Annotated in this window: 18 protein-coding genes; 5 read left to right on the top strand and 13 right to left on the bottom strand. The window is 71.1% G+C overall.

The window, feature by feature from the left end; all coding sequences use genetic code 11:
- Positions 1–342 precede the first annotated feature (342 nt).
- Entirely contained in the window at positions 343–1,068 is a 726-nt protein-coding gene (locus tag ACWDR3_RS40905) for a 3-keto-5-aminohexanoate cleavage protein (RefSeq protein WP_450357677.1), read from the top strand.
- A 196-nt stretch (positions 1,069–1,264) separates the two neighbouring features.
- Here ACWDR3_RS40905 and soxR read toward each other — a convergent pair whose 3' ends face one another.
- Entirely contained in the window at positions 1,265–1,789 is a 525-nt protein-coding gene (gene soxR / locus ACWDR3_RS40910) for a redox-sensitive transcriptional activator SoxR (RefSeq protein ID WP_450357678.1), read from the bottom strand.
- 120 nt (positions 1,790–1,909) lie between these two features.
- Between soxR and ACWDR3_RS40915 the strand changes: the two genes are divergently transcribed.
- Entirely contained in the window at positions 1,910–2,371 is a 462-nt protein-coding gene (locus tag ACWDR3_RS40915; RefSeq protein WP_450357679.1) for a MaoC family dehydratase, read from the top strand.
- Between the two features lie 39 nt (positions 2,372–2,410).
- Here ACWDR3_RS40915 and ACWDR3_RS40920 read toward each other — a convergent pair whose 3' ends face one another.
- From ACWDR3_RS40920 to ACWDR3_RS40930, 3 genes are all read right to left on the bottom strand, one after another.
- Positions 2,411–3,043, bottom strand: a complete 633-nt coding sequence (locus tag ACWDR3_RS40920; protein ID WP_401727569.1) for a TetR/AcrR family transcriptional regulator — start codon at positions 3,041–3,043, stop codon at positions 2,411–2,413.
- Between the two features lie 61 nt (positions 3,044–3,104).
- On the bottom strand, positions 3,105–3,356 hold the full coding sequence (locus tag ACWDR3_RS40925; RefSeq protein WP_450357680.1) for a YiaA/YiaB family inner membrane protein: 252 nt from the start codon (positions 3,354–3,356) through the stop codon (positions 3,105–3,107).
- A 74-nt stretch (positions 3,357–3,430) separates the two neighbouring features.
- Entirely contained in the window at positions 3,431–4,582 is a 1,152-nt protein-coding gene (locus ACWDR3_RS40930) for an acyl-CoA dehydrogenase family protein (RefSeq protein ID WP_450357681.1), read from the bottom strand.
- Between the two features lie 88 nt (positions 4,583–4,670).
- Here ACWDR3_RS40930 and ACWDR3_RS40935 point away from each other — a divergent pair, with 88 nt between their 5' ends.
- A complete protein-coding gene (locus tag ACWDR3_RS40935) occupies positions 4,671–5,315 on the top strand; it encodes a TetR/AcrR family transcriptional regulator (protein WP_450357682.1) in 645 nt (214 codons plus the stop codon).
- Positions 5,316–5,402: 87 nt separating this feature from the next.
- Here the strand turns inward: ACWDR3_RS40935 and ACWDR3_RS40940 are convergent, their stop codons facing one another.
- On the bottom strand, positions 5,403–6,335 hold the full coding sequence (locus ACWDR3_RS40940) for an acetamidase/formamidase family protein (RefSeq protein ID WP_450357683.1): 933 nt from the start codon (positions 6,333–6,335) through the stop codon (positions 5,403–5,405).
- 189 nt (positions 6,336–6,524) lie between these two features.
- Between ACWDR3_RS40940 and ACWDR3_RS40945 the strand changes: the two genes are divergently transcribed.
- Positions 6,525–7,520 (top strand): DMT family transporter, encoded by a 996-nt coding sequence (locus tag ACWDR3_RS40945; RefSeq protein ID WP_450357684.1) that lies wholly within the window; start codon positions 6,525–6,527, stop codon positions 7,518–7,520.
- Between the two features lie 37 nt (positions 7,521–7,557).
- On the opposite strand, the gene ACWDR3_RS40950 is transcribed toward ACWDR3_RS40945, so the two are convergent.
- The 8 genes from ACWDR3_RS40950 to ACWDR3_RS40985 all read right to left on the bottom strand — a co-directional run bounded on the left by ACWDR3_RS40950 (position 7,558) and on the right by ACWDR3_RS40985 (position 18,345).
- Positions 7,558–8,592, bottom strand: a complete 1,035-nt coding sequence (locus ACWDR3_RS40950; RefSeq protein ID WP_450357692.1) for a Zn-dependent alcohol dehydrogenase — start codon at positions 8,590–8,592, stop codon at positions 7,558–7,560.
- A gap of 59 nt (positions 8,593–8,651) precedes the next feature.
- Positions 8,652–10,040, bottom strand: a complete 1,389-nt coding sequence (locus ACWDR3_RS40955; RefSeq protein WP_450357685.1) for an aldehyde dehydrogenase family protein — start codon at positions 10,038–10,040, stop codon at positions 8,652–8,654.
- Positions 10,041–10,178: 138 nt separating this feature from the next.
- A complete protein-coding gene (locus ACWDR3_RS40960; protein WP_450357686.1) occupies positions 10,179–11,516 on the bottom strand; it encodes an ABC transporter ATP-binding protein in 1,338 nt (445 codons plus the stop codon).
- Between the two features lie 173 nt (positions 11,517–11,689).
- Positions 11,690–13,078, bottom strand: a complete 1,389-nt coding sequence (locus tag ACWDR3_RS40965; protein ID WP_450357687.1) for an MFS transporter — start codon at positions 13,076–13,078, stop codon at positions 11,690–11,692.
- A 23-nt stretch (positions 13,079–13,101) separates the two neighbouring features.
- Positions 13,102–14,559 carry a CitMHS family transporter gene (locus tag ACWDR3_RS40970; RefSeq protein WP_450357688.1) on the bottom strand — a complete coding sequence of 486 codons (1,458 nt, stop codon included), beginning with the start codon at positions 14,557–14,559 and terminating at the stop codon, positions 13,102–13,104.
- Between the two features lie 138 nt (positions 14,560–14,697).
- Positions 14,698–16,935 (bottom strand): molybdopterin oxidoreductase family protein, encoded by a 2,238-nt coding sequence (locus tag ACWDR3_RS40975; protein WP_450357689.1) that lies wholly within the window; start codon positions 16,933–16,935, stop codon positions 14,698–14,700.
- Between the two features lie 178 nt (positions 16,936–17,113).
- Complete coding sequence (locus ACWDR3_RS40980; protein ID WP_450357693.1) at positions 17,114–17,731, bottom strand: TetR family transcriptional regulator; 618 nt, start codon at positions 17,729–17,731, stop codon at positions 17,114–17,116.
- Positions 17,732–17,841: 110 nt separating this feature from the next.
- Complete coding sequence (locus tag ACWDR3_RS40985; RefSeq protein WP_450357690.1) at positions 17,842–18,345, bottom strand: hypothetical protein; 504 nt, start codon at positions 18,343–18,345, stop codon at positions 17,842–17,844.
- Positions 18,346–18,516: 171 nt separating this feature from the next.
- Here ACWDR3_RS40985 and ACWDR3_RS40990 point away from each other — a divergent pair.
- On the top strand, positions 18,517–19,323 hold an 807-nt coding region (locus ACWDR3_RS40990; protein ID WP_450357691.1), incomplete at its 3' end, for a homogentisate 1,2-dioxygenase.

Genomic DNA, 19,323 nt, shown 5'->3' on the forward strand with positions numbered 1-19,323 from the left:
GTTTGGATCAGGTCGGCTGTGAGGTGCGGTGCTTCTTGGCCGAGTCGAGCGGGGTCTGGTGCGTGCAGCTGCAAGGCGGAGGAGGGAGTCATGGCGGAGCCATGGCGAGTGACGACAACGCGGCTGGGGGTCCCCCCACGCCTTTAAGGCAGTGGGGGAGGGCGTGCCAGGGCCCGCGACGCCGGGCTGATCCAAACGACAGCCCCTAGTCGGGGGTGCGCCGGGGATGCCGCGCCCCCGAAACAGTCGAACACCCGGTCCTTCACCGGTGTGAACCATGACCGTCCCGCTACCGAGTGCCGCCACATGTCGGTTGTCAGTGGTGGCTGGCACCATCGAGACATGGTGCAGGTGTGTCTGAACGGGCCCCGGGAAGCCGCCGACGCGGCCGTCGTCCCGGTGTCGCCGGAGGCGATGGGTGAGGCCGCGGAGTCGGCCGTCGTGGTCGGAGCGACGGACGTCCATGTCCACCCCAAGACCCCGTGCGGCGGCGACTCGATGTCGCCCAAGGTGCTCGCGCCCACGCTGGCCGCGATCCGGCGTCGGGTGTCGGTCCCGGTCGGCGTGACCACGGGCGCCTGGGCGGAACCGGACCCGGCGGCCCGGCTCGCCCGCGTACGGAGTTGGGCCGCGCTGCCCGCCCTGCCCGACCACGCCTCGGTGAACTGGCACGAGGAGGGCGCGGAGGAGATCGCCGCCGCCCTGCTCGACCTCGGCGTGGGCGTCGAGGCCGGCATCTGGTCCGGCACGGACGGGGCGGCCCGGTTCGCGGCCTCGCCGCTCGGCCCGAAGGTGCTGCGCGTGCTCGCCGAGGTGACGGACACCGACGCGGACACGGCACAGGCCTCGGCACACGCCCTCCTGGCCGACCTCGGCTCCGCGCACGGCCGCCCGGTGCTGCTGCACGGCGAGGACGACGGCACCTGGCCGGTCCTGCGCCTGGCCGGACGACTGGGCCTAGCGACCCGGATCGGCCTGGAAGACACCCTGCTCCTCCCGGACGGGCAACGGGCCCGGTCCAACGCGGAGTTGGTGGCGGTGGGGTTGGCCGAGTACGACGCGGGGTGATGGTCGCGACCGCAAAGGAGGCCGGCGGCGGCCCTTCGTGCGAGCGGGGGGCGGGGGTGGCGCGCCCGTACAAGCAGGAGTCGACGGCAGCGCGCCGCACGAGGAGGAGTCGGCGGCAGCGCTCCGCGCAAGCGGCGGTCGACGGCGGCGCGCCACACGAGCAGGCGTCGGGGCGGTGCCTCCGGACAAGTGGCGGTCAGCGGCAGCTCTTCGGGGCCTCTTCGACATCCCCCTTCCGCCCCCGCCCGCCCGTCGTCCGCGTCCCCCTGCGCTCCACCATCAGCCGCGACCCGTTCCCGCGTTCGCCCACCACGTCGTTCGGGTTGGACAGGACGCAGGTGTCGAGGGAGAGACAGCCGCAGGCGATGCAGTCGGTGAGGTGGTCGCGCAGGCGGCCGAGTTGGCTGATGCGCTCGTCGAGTTCGGAGCGCCAGGCCTCGGAGAGTCGGGCCCAGTCCTCGCGGGTCGGCGTGCGCTCCTCGGGGAGTTCGGCGAGCGCCTCGCGGATCGTGGCGAGCGGGATGCCGACCCGCTGAGCGGCCCGTACGAAGGCGACCCGGCGCAGCGCGTCGCGTTGGTAGCGGCGCTGGTTGCCCGTGGTGCGGCGGCTGGTGATCAGGCCCTTGGACTCGTAGAAGTGCAGGGCGGAGACGGCGGCACCGCTGCGCGCGGCGAGTTGGCCGACCGTGAGCTCGTGGATCTTCTCGGGAATCTGAGGCACTCCTCGAACCCTACCCACCCGGGACGCGCCGCGGTCCGTTGACATTGCCCTCGTCCGCGACCATGCTAAGCAGTTGCTTAGACGTTGAGGTGCAGCTTCAGGCACATGGGAGGCCGGGACATGGCAGAGCCGAGGATCTTCGCGTCCGTCGACGAGCTGAAGGCGGCGGTGGACGAGCAGTTGGGGTACACCGACTGGCTGGAGATCGACCAGAAGCGGATCGATCTGTTCGCGGACGCGACCGGCGACCACCAGTGGATCCACGTGGACCCGGAGAAGGCGGCGGCCGGGCCCTTCGGGACCACCATCGCGCACGGCTATCTCACCCTGTCCCTGCTGCCCCTCTTCGGCCCGCAGCTGATCAAGGTCGAGAACGTGAAGATGGGCGTCAACTACGGCACCAACAAGGTCCGTTTCCCCTCCCCCGTCCCCGTCGGCTCCCGTGTGCGGGCCACCGCGCGGATCACCGGGGTCGACGACGTGGCCGGCGGTGTCCAGGTCTCCGTCGCCTTCACCGTGGAGCGCGAGGGCGGCGACAAGCCGGTGTGCGTGGCGGAGTCGGTGTCCCGGTACTACCTGTAGGCGCTCGCGTCAGCTGTGGGGACGTGCGGGCGGCGGGCGCTACTTCGCGGTGCCCGCGCCCACCATCCGCAGCACGAGGTCGGCGTAGAGCGCGCCGATCTCGTCGGGCGTCCAGCGGCCTTCGAGGCTGAACCAGCGGGCCACGTCGATGCAGAGCGACAGCACGGCGAGGGTGGTGCCCTTGACGTCCAGCACGTCGAACTCACCGGAGTCGATGCCGTCCTCGATGATCCCGCGCACCTCGGCGTCGCACTGTCGGCGCAGCGCGAGGATCTCGGCGCGGGCGTCGGGGCCGAGCGAGTCGAGCTCGTACTGCACGACCCGTGCGGTGGTACGTCCGCCGGCGTGCCAGCCGACGAAGGAGCTGACGGCGTCCGCGAGCCGCTCGGTCGCGGTGCCCTCGCGCCGGGCCGCGGTCCGCAGGATGTCGAGGGCCTTCTCGTGGCCGATCCTGCTGATGCGGTGGAGCAACTCTTCCTTGGTCTTGTAGTGGATGTAGAGCGCGGCCGGGCTCATCCCGGCGCGGCCCGCGATGTCGCGGGTCGTCGTCGCGTGGTACCCGCGCTCGGCGAAGGCCTCCACGGCGGCGACCAGCAGCCGCCGGGCCGCGTCGGGCGTGACCTCGCCCCAGGCCTGCGTCTCGCCGCCGGCCGTCTCCTCCGCCGTACTCATCTCTCGCTCGCCCCTCTCGGTGACATGAACCACCACCATACCGCCGAAGCTGAGCGAGCGCTTAGGCTGCCCGCTCAGAGCTTGTCGAACGGGTTGTAGGCGCCCCGTCCTGCCGGTCCCGGATCACCTTGGCGAGGGTGAAGGAGGAGGTGACCAGATACAGGACGGCGATCGCGAGGAAGGCCCGCACCCAGGCGTCGGCCTGCAGCTTGAAGATGCCGATGGCGGTCGCCGCGATGGCGACGGAAAAGGAGGCGACGGCCTGGCCGTAGAAGGCGGCCGTGTTCTGCGGTTTGCCCGATGCTTCGCTCATGGGGACAAGCGTCGGCGCATACGGTCGCCGCCACATCCGTCCGCGTACTCAGCCGGCGTACTCAGCCGCCTTGCTCAGAATGCCGAAATCCCCGTCAGCGCACGGCCGATGAGCAGCTTCTGGATCTGGCTGGTGCCCTCGTAGAGGGTCATCACGCGGGCGTCGCGCAGCAGCTTGCCGACCGGGTACTCGTCGATGTAGCCGTAGCCGCCGAACACTTGGACCGCGTTGTTGGCGGCCCGGACCGCGGCCTCCGAGGCGAAGAGCTTGGCCTTGGAGGACTCGACGGCGAAGGGCTGCCCGCGGTCGATCAGGTCGGCGACCCGCCAGGTCAGCAGCCGGGCCGCGTCCACGTCGAGGGCGATGTCGCTGATCAGCTCCTGCACCAACTGGTGCTGCGCGATGGGCTTCCCGAACTGCTCGCGTTCGCCCGCGTAGCGCAGGGCCGCGTCCAGCGCGGCCTGGGCGATGCCGACGCAGCCCGCCGCGACCGACATCCGCCCCTTCGCCAGCGCCGACATGGCGACCGAGAACCCCTTGCCCTCGGGGGCGAGCATGGCGGAGGCGGGGACGCGGACGTCTTCGAGGACCAGTTCGGCGGTGGCCTGACCGCGCAGGCCGAGCTTGCCGTGGATGGTGCGGCGGGTCAGACCGGGGGTGTCGGTCGGTACGAGGAAGGCGGAGACGCCCTTGTGTCCGGGGGCGTCGGTCGAGCGGGCGAAGAGAAGGACTACGTCGGCCCAAGTCCCGTTCGTGATGAACATCTTGGTGCCGTTGATGACATAGTCGTCGCCATCCCGGACCGCCCGCGTGGTGAGGTTGCCGGCGTCGGAGCCGGTGCCCGGCTCGGTCAGGCCGAAGCAGCCGACGTACTCGCCGGAGGTGAGCCCCGGCAGCCACCGGCGCTTCTGCTCCTCGCTCCCCCACGCGGCGACCGACTTGGCGACCAGGCCGAGCGAGACGGACACGATCCCGCGCACGGACGAGTCGCCGCGTCCCAGCTCCTCGGTGACCAGGCAGTACGCGAGGTGGTCGCCGCCGGAGCCGCCGTACTCCTCGTCGACGGTCAGGCCCAGGAAGCCGACCTCGCCGAGCTTCTTCACGATCGACCGGTCGACCTCCTCGGCGCGGTCCCAGTCGACGACGTGCGGGGCGATCTCGCGGGCCACGAAGTCCTTCGCGAGCTGCCGGACCGCCTCCTGCTCCTCGCTGAGCCCCAGGTTCACCACGAGATCACCCCAAAGAAACGGACCTTGAGAACGTCCACTTAAATTAGCACTGCTAGTTTCCGAGCGCAGCCCTACTATGTGCGCCATGGCCCGACCGCGCAAGCCCCTGCTCAGCACCGACCGGATCGTCTCGACGGCACGTGCGCTGGTGGACGCGGAGGGCCTCTCGGCCGTTTCCACGCGTCGGCTCGCGGCGGAGTTGGGGGTGAGCGGGCCCTCGCTCTACAACCACTTCCGCACCAAGGACGAGATCCTTGAGGCGGTCGCCGACTCGGTGAGCGCGCAGGTGGATCTGTCGATGTTCGAGGACGGGCGGGACTGGCGGACCGCGCTGCACGACTGGGCGGTCTCCTATCGCGGGGCGCTGCGCGACCATCCGAACATCGTGCCCGTCCTCGCGACCGGGCCTGGCCGGCGGCCGGCGGGGTTGCGGCTCGCTGACGCGGTGTACGGGGGGATGGTGGCGGCGGGGTGGCCGGCGGCGCAGGCGACGTCGATCGGGGCGTTGATGAGGTACTTCATCATGGGGTCGGCGTTGGGGTCTTTTGCGGGGGGATTCGTGGATGACGCGAGCGCGTACGACCCTGCCAGTTATCCGCATCTCGGGCAGGCTCATTTGCTCGCGGAGCAGCAGGAGAAGATTGATCAGCGGGCGTTTGAGACGGGGCTCACTGCGTTGCTCGACGGGTTGACGGGGCAGTTTGAGGTGGTTCGGTTCGTTGCGGAGTGACGGTCCGTCGTGGCTTGTCGCGCCCACGCGGCGGAGCCGCAAATCGATACAGCCCCGCGCCCCTTAGCGGCATGCACTCCCCGTACCTCAAGAGGTTCTGACGTATGCCTTTGGTAGGTATGCCGAGACCACCCAGTTCGGGGCGTCCACCACCTCTGTGATTCTTAGGTCCACCGCGACGCTGCACAGGACGTACGCGTCGATCGGGGACAGGCCGTAGTGGGTGCCCAGGTGGTCGATCATTGATCGGGTGGCGTCCTGGGCCGCTCGCATGAGGTCGGGGGCTACGCCCATCGTGGCGTAGTGGCCCAGGCGGTCGGCGTCCGGGCGTAGGGGGCCCGTCGTTTCGAATTGGGGGGCTGGGATGCGGCGGCCCTTGTGGAGGCGGATTCTTGCCGTGCCCGCCATGGACGCCTCGATCGCGCTGACGCACAACTCGCCGTCGCCCTGGGCCGCGTGGGGGTCGCCGAGGCTGAGGCGGGCGCCGGGGACCTGGACCGGGAGGTAGAGCTTGGTGCCCACGACCAGGTCTCGGCAGTCGACGTTGCCTCCGAAGTGGCCCGGGGGCAGGACGCTTTGGGGTTCGGTGACGTCCGGGCAGACTCCAACCACTCCGCAGAAAGGGTGGATCGGGATCTCGGCCACGTCGAGGAACGTGGCCTTGTCCCCGCGGCTCAGGTCCCACAGGTGCAGGTGTGCGTCGGGGAAGTCCTCGGCCAGCAGGCCCAGGCCTGGCAGTACGGCCGTCCAGCCCCAGTCCACCGACCGCAGTTCCAGGAACTCGACCTCCAGGACATCGCCCGGTTCGGCGCCCTTGACGACGACGGGGCCGGCCAGTGGGTAGACCCGGTCCCAGTCGAAACCCGCGATGACCTCGGCGGTGGAGTCCGGGGCGAACTGCCCGTCGGTGGCCTCGGTGAGTTCGAAGGACACGGTGTCGCCGTCCTCGACCTCCAGCACGGGCTCGTGCTCCAAGGACCACAGGCGATGTACGCGCTTCGGTATGGAGTAGTGGCTCATCGGACCGTCCTCACCTGTCGGAACCGTCGGCACCTGTGCCGGACTTTGCCCTTCCCACCGAGCCGACGTCAAGCCTCGTAGGCAAGAAATGTGGCCCCAGAGGCACACCGACTTGATCCTGGAACCGTTCCGAGCCTCGCGTCCGATTTCCGCCAGCGGTGGGTGCACGTACCTGTCTAGCCTCGGGGCATGAAGAAACCCCTTCGCCTTGCCGGAGCGAGCGCTGCCGCCGCCGCTGTCGTCACCGTTGTGCTGTGGGCCTCCGCGTTCGTGTCGATCCGGAGTGCGGGGGACGCCTACTCGCCGGGGGCGTTGGCCTTGGGGCGGTTGCTGAGTGGGGTGGTGGCGCTCGGGATCATCTGGGGTGTGCGGCGGGAGGGGTTGCCGCCGCGGTCCGCGTGGCGGGGGATCGCGATATCGGGCGTGCTGTGGTTCGGGTTCTACATGGTCGTCCTGAACTGGGGTGAGCAGCAGGTCGACGCCGGTACGGCCGCGCTGGTCGTGAACATCGGGCCGATCCTCATCGCCCTGCTCGGCTCCCGGCTGCTGGGGGACGCGATGCCGCCTCGGCTGCTGGCGGGGATGGCGGTGTCGTTCGCCGGTGCGGTGACCGTCGGGCTGTCGATGTCGGGGCAGGGCGGTTCGTCGGTGCTCGGGGTGGTGCTGTGTCTGCTCGCGGCGGTCGCGTACGCCGGTGGGGTCGTCGCCCAGAAGCCGGCTCTCGCCCAGGCGAGCGCGCTCCAGGTGACGACGTTCGGGTGTCTCATCGGGGCGGTGGTCTGCCTGCCGTTTGCCGGGCAGCTCGTCCACCAGGCGGCCGACGCGCCCGTCTCCGCCACGCTCAACATGGTGTATCTGGGCGTCTTTCCGACCGCCCTCGCCTTCACGACGTGGGCGTACGCCCTGGCCCGGACGACCGCCAGCAAGATGGGCGCGACCACGTACGCCGTGCCCGCGCTGGTCGTCCTGATGTCGTGGCTGGCGCTCGGCGAGGTACCGGGGCTGCTCACGCTGGCGGGCGGGGCTCTGTGCCTGGCGGGTGTGGCGGTGTCCCGGTCCCGGGCGCGGGCAACGGTGGAGGAGGCCGAGGCGGCGGGGGCGACTCCGGTGGTCGTGACCGAGCCGGGAGCGACTGCGGTGGTCTCGGCCGAGCCGCCCTCCGAGGACGTGTCCGTCAAGAAGTGACCGCCGCCTTCCGTTCGCAACCAGCGCCCGGCCCTCCTCAGAACGTGACCAGCGCCCGCCCGCCCTTCCCCGCCAGCATGTTCTCGAAGGCCGCCGGGATGCCGTCCAGGGCGATGCGTTCCGTGACCAGTGCGCTCAGGTCGAGGCGGCCCGCTCGGACGTGGTCGGCCAGGACCGGGAGGTCCTTCGCCGGGTCGGAGTTGCCGTAGACGCAGCCGGTCAACGTCCGTCCCCAGTGGAAGAGTTCGAGGGCGTTGAAGGTGACCTGCTGGTCCTTGCCGCCGATGCCGACCACCGTGGTGCGGCCGCCGCGGCGGGTGGAGTCCCAGGCCGCGCGGATGGTCGTCGCGCGGCCCACGCACTCGATCGCCACGTCGACGCCCTGCTTGCCGGTGAGGGCGCGGATCTCGCGGGCCGTCGTGTCGGACGCGAGGACGTAGTCCGTGGCGCCCGCCGCCCGCGCCAACTCCTCCTTCTGCGGGGAGACATCGACCGCCACGATCCGCGAGGCACCGGCGATCCGGGCGCCCTGGAGCGCGGCCAGGCCCACTCCCCCGACGCCGTACACCGCCACTGTCTCGCCCTCACGGACCCGCGCCGAGTGGTGGACGGCTCCGTAGCCGGTGAGGACGGCGCAGCCGAGGAGGGCCGCGTCGGTCAGCGGGATTCCGTCCGGGAGGGGCAGGACGCAGGCGGCCGCCACGACCGTCTCCTCGGCGAACGCGGCCACGTTCAGGCCGGGGTGGAGGTCGGAGCCGTCGTCCGCGCGGTGGGCGTAGACGTCGGCGGCGCCCTTGAGGGCGTTGGCGCACAGCCACACCTCGCCGAGCGAGCAGGCGTGGCAACTCCCGCAGGAAGGAGCCCAGTTGAGGACGACCTCGGCGCCGGGCGAGACATGCGTGACGCCCTCGCCGACGGACAGGACCGTGCCGGCGCCCTCGTGGCCGAGCACGGCGGGGACCGGCACGCGCATGGTGCCGTCGGACAGGGACAGGTCGGAGTGGCAGACGCCGGCGGCGGCGAGGCGGATGCGGACCTGGCCGGGGCCGGGGTCGGGAAGGTCGATGTCCATGATCTCCAGGGGAGCGCCCACGGCGGGCAGGACGGCGGCGCGAACCACGTGAACGCTCCTCAGAACTGGAGGGACTTGGTCTGGAGGTACTCGGACAGGCCGTGCGTGCCGAGTTCACGGCCGACGCCCGACTGCTTGTAACCACCGAAGGGGGCAAGGGGGTTGAAGCGGCCGCCGTTGATGTCGACCTGGCCGGTCTCCATGCGGCGCGCGAAGGCGACGGCCTCGGCCTCGTCGCCGGCCCAGACGGCGCCGGCGAGGCCGTAGACCGTGCCGTTGGCGATGCGCAGGGCGTCCTCCTCGTCCTCGTAGCGCAGGACGGACAGAACCGGGCCGAAGATCTCCTCCTGGGCGATGGTCATGTCCGGGGTGACGTCGGCGAAGACGGTCGGGCTGACGAAGTAGCCCTGTTCGCGCGGGGATTCGGGGCCGCCGGCGACCAGGCGGGCGCCCTCCGCGATCCCCGTCTCGATGTAACTCCGCACCCTGGCCCGCTGTTTGGCGTTCACGACCGGGCCGATGCGCGCGCCGTACTTCGCGGCGGCCGTGGCGGCCAGGCCCACCGCCTCCTCGTACTGGTCCCGGTGCACCAGCATCCGGGTCCAAGCGCTGCATGTCTGACCGGAGTTGGACATCACGTTGGCGACGCCGACGTTGACCGCCTTGGCGAGGTCGGCGCTCGGCAGGATGACGTTGGCGGACTTGCCGCCCAGTTCCAGGGCGACCTTCTTGATGGCGGCGCCCGCGATCGCGCCGATCTGCCGGCCGACCGCGGTGGAACCGGTGAAGGAGACCAGGTCGACGCCGGGGTGTTCGGCGAGGGCCTGCCCGGCGACCGGGCCGAGCCCGGTGACCAGGTTGAAGACGCCCGCCGGGAGACCGGCTTCGTGGACCGCCTCGGCGAAGAGCTGGGCGGTCAGCGGGGTGTCCTCGGCGGGCTTCAGGACGACCGTGCAGCCGGCCGCGAGCGCGGGGGCGACCTTGGCGACGATCTGGTGCAGGGGGTAGTTCCAGGGCGTGATCGCGCCCACCACACCGACCGGCTCCAGGTGCACGGTGGAGTTGCCGGCCTTCTCCTCGAAGGCGAAGGTCGCGGCGAGTTCGGCGTACGAGCCCGCGACCGCGATCGGCACGGACGCGTGGACGGCCTGCGAGAAGGCGAGGGGCGAGCCCAGTTCTGCGGTGACCGTCTCGGCGATCTCGTCCTTGCGGGAGACGAGCACGTCCCTCAACGCCCCCAAGAGCGAGGCGCGTTGGGCGGGCGGGGTCGCGGCCCAGCCCGGGAGAGCGGTACGGGCGGCCCGTACCGCCGTGTCGATGTCGTACGCCGTGCCTGCGGGGACCCGGCCGACGATCTCCTCGTCGACCGGGTTCACGACCTCGATCGTGTCGGGGCCGGCGGCGGGGCGCCAGGCACCGTCGATGTACATGCCGTCGTGTGCCTTCATGGTGCGTCCTCCCGGGCGGGCCACTTCGTCGTCGTCCGGCTCATAAACTAGCGACGTTAGTTTTCAGACGCCAGACGGCGGCCCGCCGGAAGTGGACGCTCGGGAGGCGCGCGCCCGCGCACCCGCCCCTGGCGGTGCTCACTCCTCCAGGTCGGGCAGGCGCGCCGGGGCCGGGCAGATGCGTTCGCCGTGCTGGTCGAAGACGAACAGGTGGGCGATGTCGACGAGGAGCGGCACCTGCATGCCGTAGCGGAGGTCGATGTCGGGGGTGGTGCGGACGACCATGTCGCCGGGGAGGCGGCCGTCGGCGGGCGCGACCTCCTGGTCGGACGGGTCGTCGTCCAGGACCACGACTCGTCCGGCGCGCAGGCCTCCCGCCCGCTCCCGCAGCCGCCCCAGGACCGACTGACCCTCGCGGCGACGGCGTCTGGAGGGGCGGGGGGCCGGGCGCGGGGCCTCCAGGTCGGGTACGAAGGCGGGCCGGGAGCCGGTGTTGAAGTGGACGAGGACCTCGTGCCCCTGGAACTCCACGTGCTCCACGAGACCGGTGAGCACCACCTCGCCAGGCCGCGCATCCTCCCGCTTGGCGATCCGTACGGCCTCCGAGCGCAGCCCGACGATCACCTCGCGGCCCTGCTGCACGCGCAGCAACTGGTGGTCCAGGGACAGGGGTTCGGGCAGCCGGAGGAACTGCTTGCCGAGGCTGATGGTCATCGCGCCGTCGAGCGGGGCGCGCACGAGTCCGCGCAGCAGGTTGATGCGCGGGGTGCCGATGAAGGCGGCGACGAAGACGTTGCGGGGCAGGGCGTAGACCGAGCGCGGGGTGCCCACCTGCTGGAGCACCCCGCCGCGCAGTACGGCGACCCGGTCGCCGAGCGACATGGCCTCGGCCTGGTCATGGGTGACGTAGACCGTGGTGACGCCCAACTCCCGGGTCAGGCGGGAGATTTCGGCGCGTAAGTGGTTGCGGAGCTTGGCGTCGAGGTTGGAGAGCGGTTCGTCCATCAGGAAGGCGGAGGGGTGGCGGGCGATGGCCCGGCCCATGGCGACGCGCTGGCGTTCGCCGCCGGAGAGCTGGCTGGGGTAGCGGTCGAGGAGGTCCTCGATGCCGAGCATGCGGGCGGTGGCGTCCACGCGGGCGCTGGGATCGTCGCCGGGATTCTCGATGCGGAGCGGGAAGCCGATGTTGCCGCGGCTCGTCATGTTCGGGTAGAGCGCGAAGCTCTGGAACACCATCGCCATGTTCCGCTCGTACGGGAACAGGTGGTTGGACTGCTGTCCGTCCAGCAGCAGCCGTCCCTCGGTGATCTCCTCAAGACCGGCGATCATCCTGAGCACGGTGGACTTTCCGCAGCCGGAGGGCCCGAGCAGGACGAGGAACTCACCCGGCGCGATGTCCAACGTCAGCCGGTCCACCACCCGGACACCTCGGGTGTAGGACTTGCTCACGTCGAGCAGGGAGATGGCGCGTGTCATTTCGGGTGCCCCCGGGGGCTGCGTCAGGCGCTGGTGCTCCGCGGTCCGACGCCCCGAGCGGGTCGCGCGGGGCCTGTGAGTCACGGAAGCTAACGGAATGTGCGCGGCCGGGGGAAGACATCGGGCGTGATCGGACGCCACGTGTCGACAGGTGAGAAAGCGGACGATCGAATTCAGGCGGTGGGGGTGTGGCGTTCGGGGGTGGAGGGGTGCTGTCCGGCGGGTGGGGCCTTGGTCGGGGGTGTGGTCGGAGGTGCGGTCGAGGACGGCTCGGGAACCACCTCCGCCGGCCCGGCTGCCCTGTCCGCCTTCTCCATTCGCGCTGCCCTGTCCGCCTTCTCCCATCGCGCCGCCCCGTCTGCCTTCTCCGGCCGCGCTGCCCCTTCCGCCTTCTCCGGTCGCGCCGGTGACCTCAGTGCCACTCCCGCCGACACCAGCAGCAGCCCGCCCAGCATCACGAACGGCGCCGCCACCCCCGCGACTCCGGCGACCAGGCCCGCCGCCGCGGGGGCCGCGACCTGGCCGAGGCGGTTGCCGGTCAGGCGGAGGGCGAGGGCGGTGGAGCGGGCCGCGTCGGGGGCGGCCTGGACGACCGTCGTCATGGAGAGGGGCTGGCCCACGCCCAGGCAGAAGCCGAGCGCGGCGAGCATCAGGCCGATGGCCCACACCGGCACGGGCAGCGCGATCCCCGCGCACAGGAGTCCAGCGAGGAGGCAGGTCGCGGTCAACAGTGCGGCCCGGCCCAGCAGTTGGAGGAGAGGAGTGAGGACCAGCCGGCAGGCGATGGTGGCCGCCGCGCGGATGCTGAGCAGGACGCCGATCACGGAGGGCGCGATACCCCGGTGCTCGCCGACCACCGGAAGGTACGCGGTGAGGATGTCGGTCGCGGACAGCACGGAGAGGCTGACGAAGATGCCCGCGGGCACGCCCCGGGCGCCCAGGATGCTCCGCATGGGCACGCGATCGCCTTGCCGCGTACGGGACTTGACCACCGTACGGTCCTCGATGCGCCACAGCGACGTGAACGACACGGCGGCGCCCGCGCCCGCGACCAGCAGAGCGAGCGCGCTGCTGCCGGCCATGTCGTCGCCGCCGATCAACGCCCCTGCCGCGATGGGGCCGATGAGCTGGCCGAGGGAGGCGCCGATGGTGAAGTGGCCGAAGTTGCGGTCCTGTTCGTGCGGCGCGGACTGGCGGGCGACCAACGACTGCGCGCCGATCACGAAGCAGAGGTGGCCCAGGCCCATCACCCCGCTCCAGATCGCCATCGCCCAGAGGGAGTTGGCGAGTCCGCTCAGCGCGCAGCCGCCGGCGATCAGGACCACGCCGACGGGCAGCAGGGGTGCGCAGCGGCCGTGGTCGGTGCGGCGGCCGAGCGGTACCGCGGCGAAGAGCGGGAGCAGCGCGTACACGCCCGCGATGACGCCGATCGCCCGCTCGTCCGCGCCGAGCGCGAGGGCCCGGTACGACACCGCGGGCCGGGCCATCGACACCGCCCCCTGCGCGAAGCTGAAGGCGATGACGAGGCGCAGCAGCCAGCCCCGGTTCGTGCCGGACCCCATGGTCGTGTCCTCCGTCACGTGGGTCAGATGATCCCGAACAGGATCCCTGCCCCGAGCACCACCAGTGATGTCAGGGCCGCCCACTTGACGACGAACCTGGTGTGGTCGCCGAACTCGACCTTCGCCATGCCGACCAGCACGTACACGGCCGGCACCAACGGGCTGGACATGTGCAGCGGTTGGCCGACCAGCGAGGCGCGGGCGATCTCCAGCGTCGAGACGCCGTGGGCGTTGCCGGCCTCCGCGAGCACCGGGACGATGCCGAAGTAGAAGCCGTCGTTCGACATGAAGTACGTGAGCGGGATGCTCAGTACGCCGGTGACGAAGGCCATGTGCGGGCCCATGCCGTCGGGGATGTTGTCGACCAGCCAGGTGGCCATGTGGTCGACCATGCCGGTGCCCTGGAGGACGCCGGTGAAGACGGCGGCGGCGAAGACCATGCCGGAGACGTTGAGGACGTTCTCGGCGTGCGCGCCCAGGCGGGCCTTCTGGTCGGGCATGTGCGGGAAGTTGACGGTCAGGGCGAGGGCGGCGCCGAGCAGGAACAGGACCGGGATCGGCAGCCACTCCATGATCATGGCGGTGAGCAGCGTGACCGTGAGCAGCGCGTTGAACCAGTAGAGCTTGGGGCGCAGGGTGGCGCGGTGGGGGTCGAGACCCTGGAAACCGTCGTCCTCGTCGTCGTCCTGAGGCAGCTCGGCGTCGGTGCCGGAGCCGGCACCGCCCGTGCGCTTGACGAACTTGTCGGAGCCGCCGGCCGCACCCGAGCCCGCGCCCACCAGGACCGTCTCGGTCTCCTTCTCCTCGACCTCCTCCACGACCTTCGCCGCGGCCTTCTCGTCGACCAGCACCTCGTCCAGCGTCAGCACCCCGAGCCGCTTCCGCTCGCGCCGCCCGAGGACGTACGAGAGGACGATGACGAAGACCAGGCCCACGGCGAGCGCCGGGATCATCGGGACGAAGATGTCGCTGGCGTCGACCTTCAGCGCGGTGGCGGCGCGGGCCGTCGGGCCGCCCCAAGGGAGCGTGTTCATCACGCCGTTGGCCATCGCGGCGACGCCGGTCATCACGACCAGGCTCATCTTCAGGCGCTTGTAGAGCGGGTACATCGCCGAGACGGTGATCATGAAGGTGGTCGAGCCGTCGCCGTCGAGGGACACGATCGCGGCGAGCACGGCCGTGCCGACGACGATCCGCATCGGGTCGGCCTTGCAGAACTTCAGGATCCCGCGAACGATCGGGTCGAAGAGGCCGACGTCGATCATCACGCCGAAGTAGACGATCGCGAACATGAGCATCGCCGCGGTGGGGGCGAGGCTGGTGACGCCGTCGATGACGTAGTCGCCGAGGTGGGCGCCCTTGCCGACGAAGACGCAGAACAGCGCCGGGATCAGCACGAGCGCCGCGATCGGCGACATCTTCTTCAGCATGATCAGGACCAGGAAGGTCGCGATCATGGTGAAGCCGAGGATGGTCAGCATGAGTGGATACCTAACGTTCGCCCTTGAACTCCCACCGGAGACGGCGGTCCGACGACGTTAGGTCCGTTCAAATGCTGTTAACAAGACGTTGACGCGTGAGCAATAAGCGCAAAACTGCAGGTCACAGCTTTGCTCAGGTCACAGGGCCAGGACGGCGGCGCATTCGACCGGCACTCCGTTGAGGACGGCGTTGCCCGAGAGCGGGTCCAGGAGGCTGCCGTCGAGGAGCTGGTTGACGTTGACGCCGGGGTCGACGGAGGCGTGGTTGAGGCGGGTGCCGGCGCGGCTGTGCCCCCAGCCGTGCGGCAGACTCACCACGCCCCGGCGCACGCCGTCGGTGACCTCGGCGGGCGCGGTCACCTCTCCCCCGGCGCCCTTCACCCGCACCGGCGCCCCGTCGCGCACGCCGAGCCGTTCGGCGTCCTCGGGATGGATGTGCAGGGTGCAGCGGTTGGTGCCGCCGGTGAGGGCGGGGACGTTGTGCATCCAGCTGTTGTTGGAGCGCAGATGCCGGCGCCCGACCAGCACAAGGCCGTCCGGGCGTTCCCGAAGCGACCGCCGCAGCCGCGGCAGATCGTCCACGATCGGCCCCGGCAGCAGCTCGACCTTGCCGCTCGCGGTCTTCAGCGGCTGCGGCAGCCGTGACTTCAGCGGTCCGAGGTCGATGCCGTGCGGATGGGCGAGCAGCTTCTCCAGGCCGAGCCCGTCCGGTCGTACGCCGAAACCGTCGCCGTAGGGACCCAGGCGCAGCATCATGTCGATCCGGCGCTCGGGGCCGGTGATCCCGTCGAGCAGGCCGGCCAGTTCGTGCGGGTCACGGCCGTGGACCGGCGAGTGGGGGTCGCGGACCGCCTTGCCGAGGGTCTGATCGATGACCATCGCGTCGACGGCGCCGGGGTCGGCGCCGTGCATGCCGGTGGCCGCCAGGATCAGCCGGGCGAAGATCTCGGTCTCGGCCATGCGGCCGGGCTCCAGCGGGACCGCCGGGCGGGTGTAGCGGACCTGGTTGCGGACGGCGAGGGTGTTGAAGGCGAAGTCGTGGTGCGGGCTCTGCGACGGCGGGGGCGGCGGCAGCACGACGTGCGCGTGGCGCGAGGTCTCGTTGAGGTACGGATCGACGCTGACCATGAAGTCCAGGGAGTCCAGGGCCTTGTCGAGCCGGTCGCCGTCGGGCGCGGACAGGACGGGGTTGGCGGCGACGGCGATCAGCGCGCGGATCGGTTCGCCCTCCGGGGTCGCGGTGTCGATCTCCTCGCCGAGCGCGGAGAGCGGCAACTCGCCCTTGGCCTCGGGGTGTTCACTCACCCGGGAGCGCCAACGGCCGAGCTGGAACCCACGGCCTGGCCCGGCGGGGCGCGGTGTCCGGTCGGTGGCCGCCAGCGGGAAGAGGGCGCCGCCGGGGCGGTCGAGGTTGCCGGTGAGGACGTTGAGCACGTCGACGAGCCAGCTCCCGAGGGTGCCGTACGGAACCGTGCAGCTGCCGATCCGGGCGTAGACGGCGGCAGTTGGGGCCCCGGCGAGTTCGCGGGCCAGGGTGCGGATCAGCGGGGCCTCGACGTCACAGGCCTCGGCGACCGCCTCAGGGGTGAAGTCCCGTACGGCGTCCCGGACTTCCTCGACGCCCTGGACATGCGGCGCCAACTCCCCCAGTGCCACCATGTCTTCCTCGAAGAGGGTGTACGCCATCGCCGCGAGGAGCAGGGCGTCCGTGCCGGGCCTGATCGCGATGTGGCGGTCGGCGAGCTTGGCCGTGCGGGTGCGGCGCGGGTCGATCACGGTGAGGGTGCCGCCGCGCGCCTTGAGCGCCTTGAGCTTGCCGGGGAAGTCGGGGGCGGTGCACAGACTCCCGTTGGACTCAAGGGGGTTGGCGCCGATGAGCAGCAGGTGGTCGGTGTGGTCGAGGTCCGGCACGGGGATCGCGTTGGCGTCACCGAAGAGCAGTCCGCTGGAGACGTGCTTGGGCATCTGGTCGACCGTGGACGCGGTGAAGACGCTGCGGGTGCCGAGCCCGGCGAGCAGGACGGTCGGGTAGAGACCGCCGGCCACGGTGTGCACGTTGGGGTTGCCGAGCACGACGCCGACGGAGTTCGCGCCGTACCGCTCGACGACCGGGCGCAGGCCCGCGGCGACCGCGTCGAAGGCCTCCGTCCAGGTGGCCTCGCGCAGCTCGCCGTCGCGCCGCACGAGCGGGGTGCGCAGCCGGTCGGGGTCGGCGTCGACGGCGCCGAAGGAGGCGCCCTTGGGGCAGATGAACCCCTTGCTGAACACGTCGTCGCGATCGCCTCGGGCGCCGGTGACCCGGGTGCCCTCGATGGTGAGGGTCAGCCCGCAGGTGGCCTCGCACAACGGGCAGATTCGCAGGGCGGTGCGGGACACGGGTCCTCCCGGGGGCAGCGGTGCCTGTCCCGGTGAGCATACCGACCGGTATGGACGGAGGGGAGGCCTCTCGGGGGTGAGGTCGCAAACCCGCGAACCGCCGGGACCGTAGAGCCTGGTCGGGAGGCGGACACCGATCGCGACGCGGACCCTGGTCCTGGTCGAGAAAGGGCCGTCCTCAGTCGAGCACCCGCGACAGATAGGCCCGCAGCAGCTCCCGAGCCTCCTCGATGATCTTCTCGTCGCCGTCCGGGGCCATCCGGAAAGCGAGATGGACCAGGGTGTCGGCGGTCTCCACGGCGATCAGGAAGGTCCGGCGCAGATCCTCGTCGGGTTCCCGGTCGATGTAGCCGGAGAGCATCTCGGTGAGGCGGTCGGCGACCCGGTGGTTGGGTTCGGCGTGGCGGGTGCCGACCGGGATCTGGTTGCCGAAGTCGACGAGGGAGAAGCCGGGCGCGGTGCGCTTCATGGCCAGGTACTCGTCGAGGACGGCGTCCATCGCCGTGCGCCAGCCGCCGGCGCCGGCCGTCTTCAGCCGCTCGGTGACGCGCTCGGTGAAGCGCTCCAGGTTGCGTTGGGCGAGGGCGTCGGCCATCTGCCGCTTGTTGCCGAAGAAGCGGTAGACCGAGCCGATGGGCACGCCGGCGCGCTGGGCGACGGCACGCGTGCTCAGGTCGTCGTAGCCGACCTCGTCGAGAAGGTCGGCACAGGCGTCGAGAATCCGGGTCAGGCGTTCCGCGCTGCGCCGCTGTACCGGCGCACGGCGTAGCGATGTCGCTTGGGGCACGGGCCTCATCATGCCGTTCCGACGCCGTGGGGTGAAGCTCGCCCCCCAGCATGGAGATCAGCGTTCGACATACCGAACACCGCGGTATTCCTGGCGGCCCCGGGCGTCACCTCGGACACCTACTCCGACTCGGACGCGGTGATGTCGGCGGTGCTCTCCACTGCCTTGCCGTCCACGGCCCACACGGTGCCGTCGTCGGCGTACAGCCGCGCGGTGACGTGGTGGGTGCCGCGCGGGACGAGCTCGGCCGGGAGGCGGTACGACGGGCCGCGGAGCCGGGTCACGAGGTGGTGGTCGACGAAGAGGTAGGCGAAGCCCCGGCCGGCCACCGCCCGGGCCTTCGTACCGGCCGGGGAGAAGCTGAAGTGCTGGACGGTGAGCCGGACGTCCCAGCTGTCGTCGGTGTCCGGCTGCACCTCGATGCCGACCTCGGGCGCGCCCTTGCCGTCGACCTCGCGCAGGTGCCGCCCCTCCTTGTCGGTGTCGTCGAGGAGCTTGCCCACCGGCGAGGGCGAGGCGCCGTTCTTCCCCTCCTGGGCTGTGCCGCTGTCGCAGCCCGCGGCTCCGGTCAGCAGCAGGGCACAGACCGCGAGCGCGGCAAGGAGACCCCGTGTCCACGACATGCTCGGGAGACTAGAACAACGGTCCGACACTCCGGATCCCCCTGGAGTCTGGTTCTGGTTCCTCCCTGGAGAGGAGGCCCGCCCCGGACGGGACCGTCCGACCGCCCTCTTGCGCCCGCGAAACCGCATTCCTATGGTGATACATAGGAATCAGACCGCAAGGGAGCGCTCATGTCCGGGGACGCACGCAAGACCGCGGAGGGGTTGACCTACCTCTCCGGCTTCGGCAACGAACACAGCTCCGAAGCCGTGCCGGGCGCCCTGCCGGACGGCCGCAACTCGCCCCAGCGCGCACCCCTGGGCCTGTACGCGGAACAGCTCAGCGGTACGGCCTTCACCGAGCCGCGCGCCCACAACCGCCGCTCCTGGCTCTACCGCATCCGCCCCTCGGCCGCGCACCCGGCGTTCACGCCCACGGACAACGGCTCGATCCGTACGGCCCCCTTCACGGAGTCCGTGCCGGACCCCAACCGGCTGCGCTGGAACCCGGTCCCCGCGCCCGCCGAGGGCACCGACTTCCTGGCCGGCCTGTGGACCCTGGGCGGCAACGGCGACGCGACCCAGCGCACCGGCATGGCCGTGCACCTCTACCACGCCAACGCCTCCATGGACCGCGTCTTCAGCGACGCCGACGGCGAGCTGCTGATCGTCCCCGAGCGCGGCGGACTGCTGCTGCACACGGAGTTCGGGCAGCTGCACGTGGAGCCCTCGCACGTGGCGCTGATCCCGCGCGGTGTCCGCTTCCGTGTCGAGCTGCTCGACGGGTCGGCCCGCGGCTATGTGTGCGAGAACTACGGCGCCCTCTTCCGCCTCCCCGACCTCGGCCCGATCGGCGCCAACGGCCTCGCGAACGCACGGGACTTCCACGCCCCGGTCGCCGCCTTCGAGGACGTCGAGGGCCCGGTGGAGGTGGTCAACAAGTTCTGCGGCACCCTCTGGACGGCGACCTACGACCACTCGCCCCTCGACGTGGTCGCC

The sequence above is a fragment of the Streptomyces sp. NPDC001002 genome, from assembly GCF_053599215.1.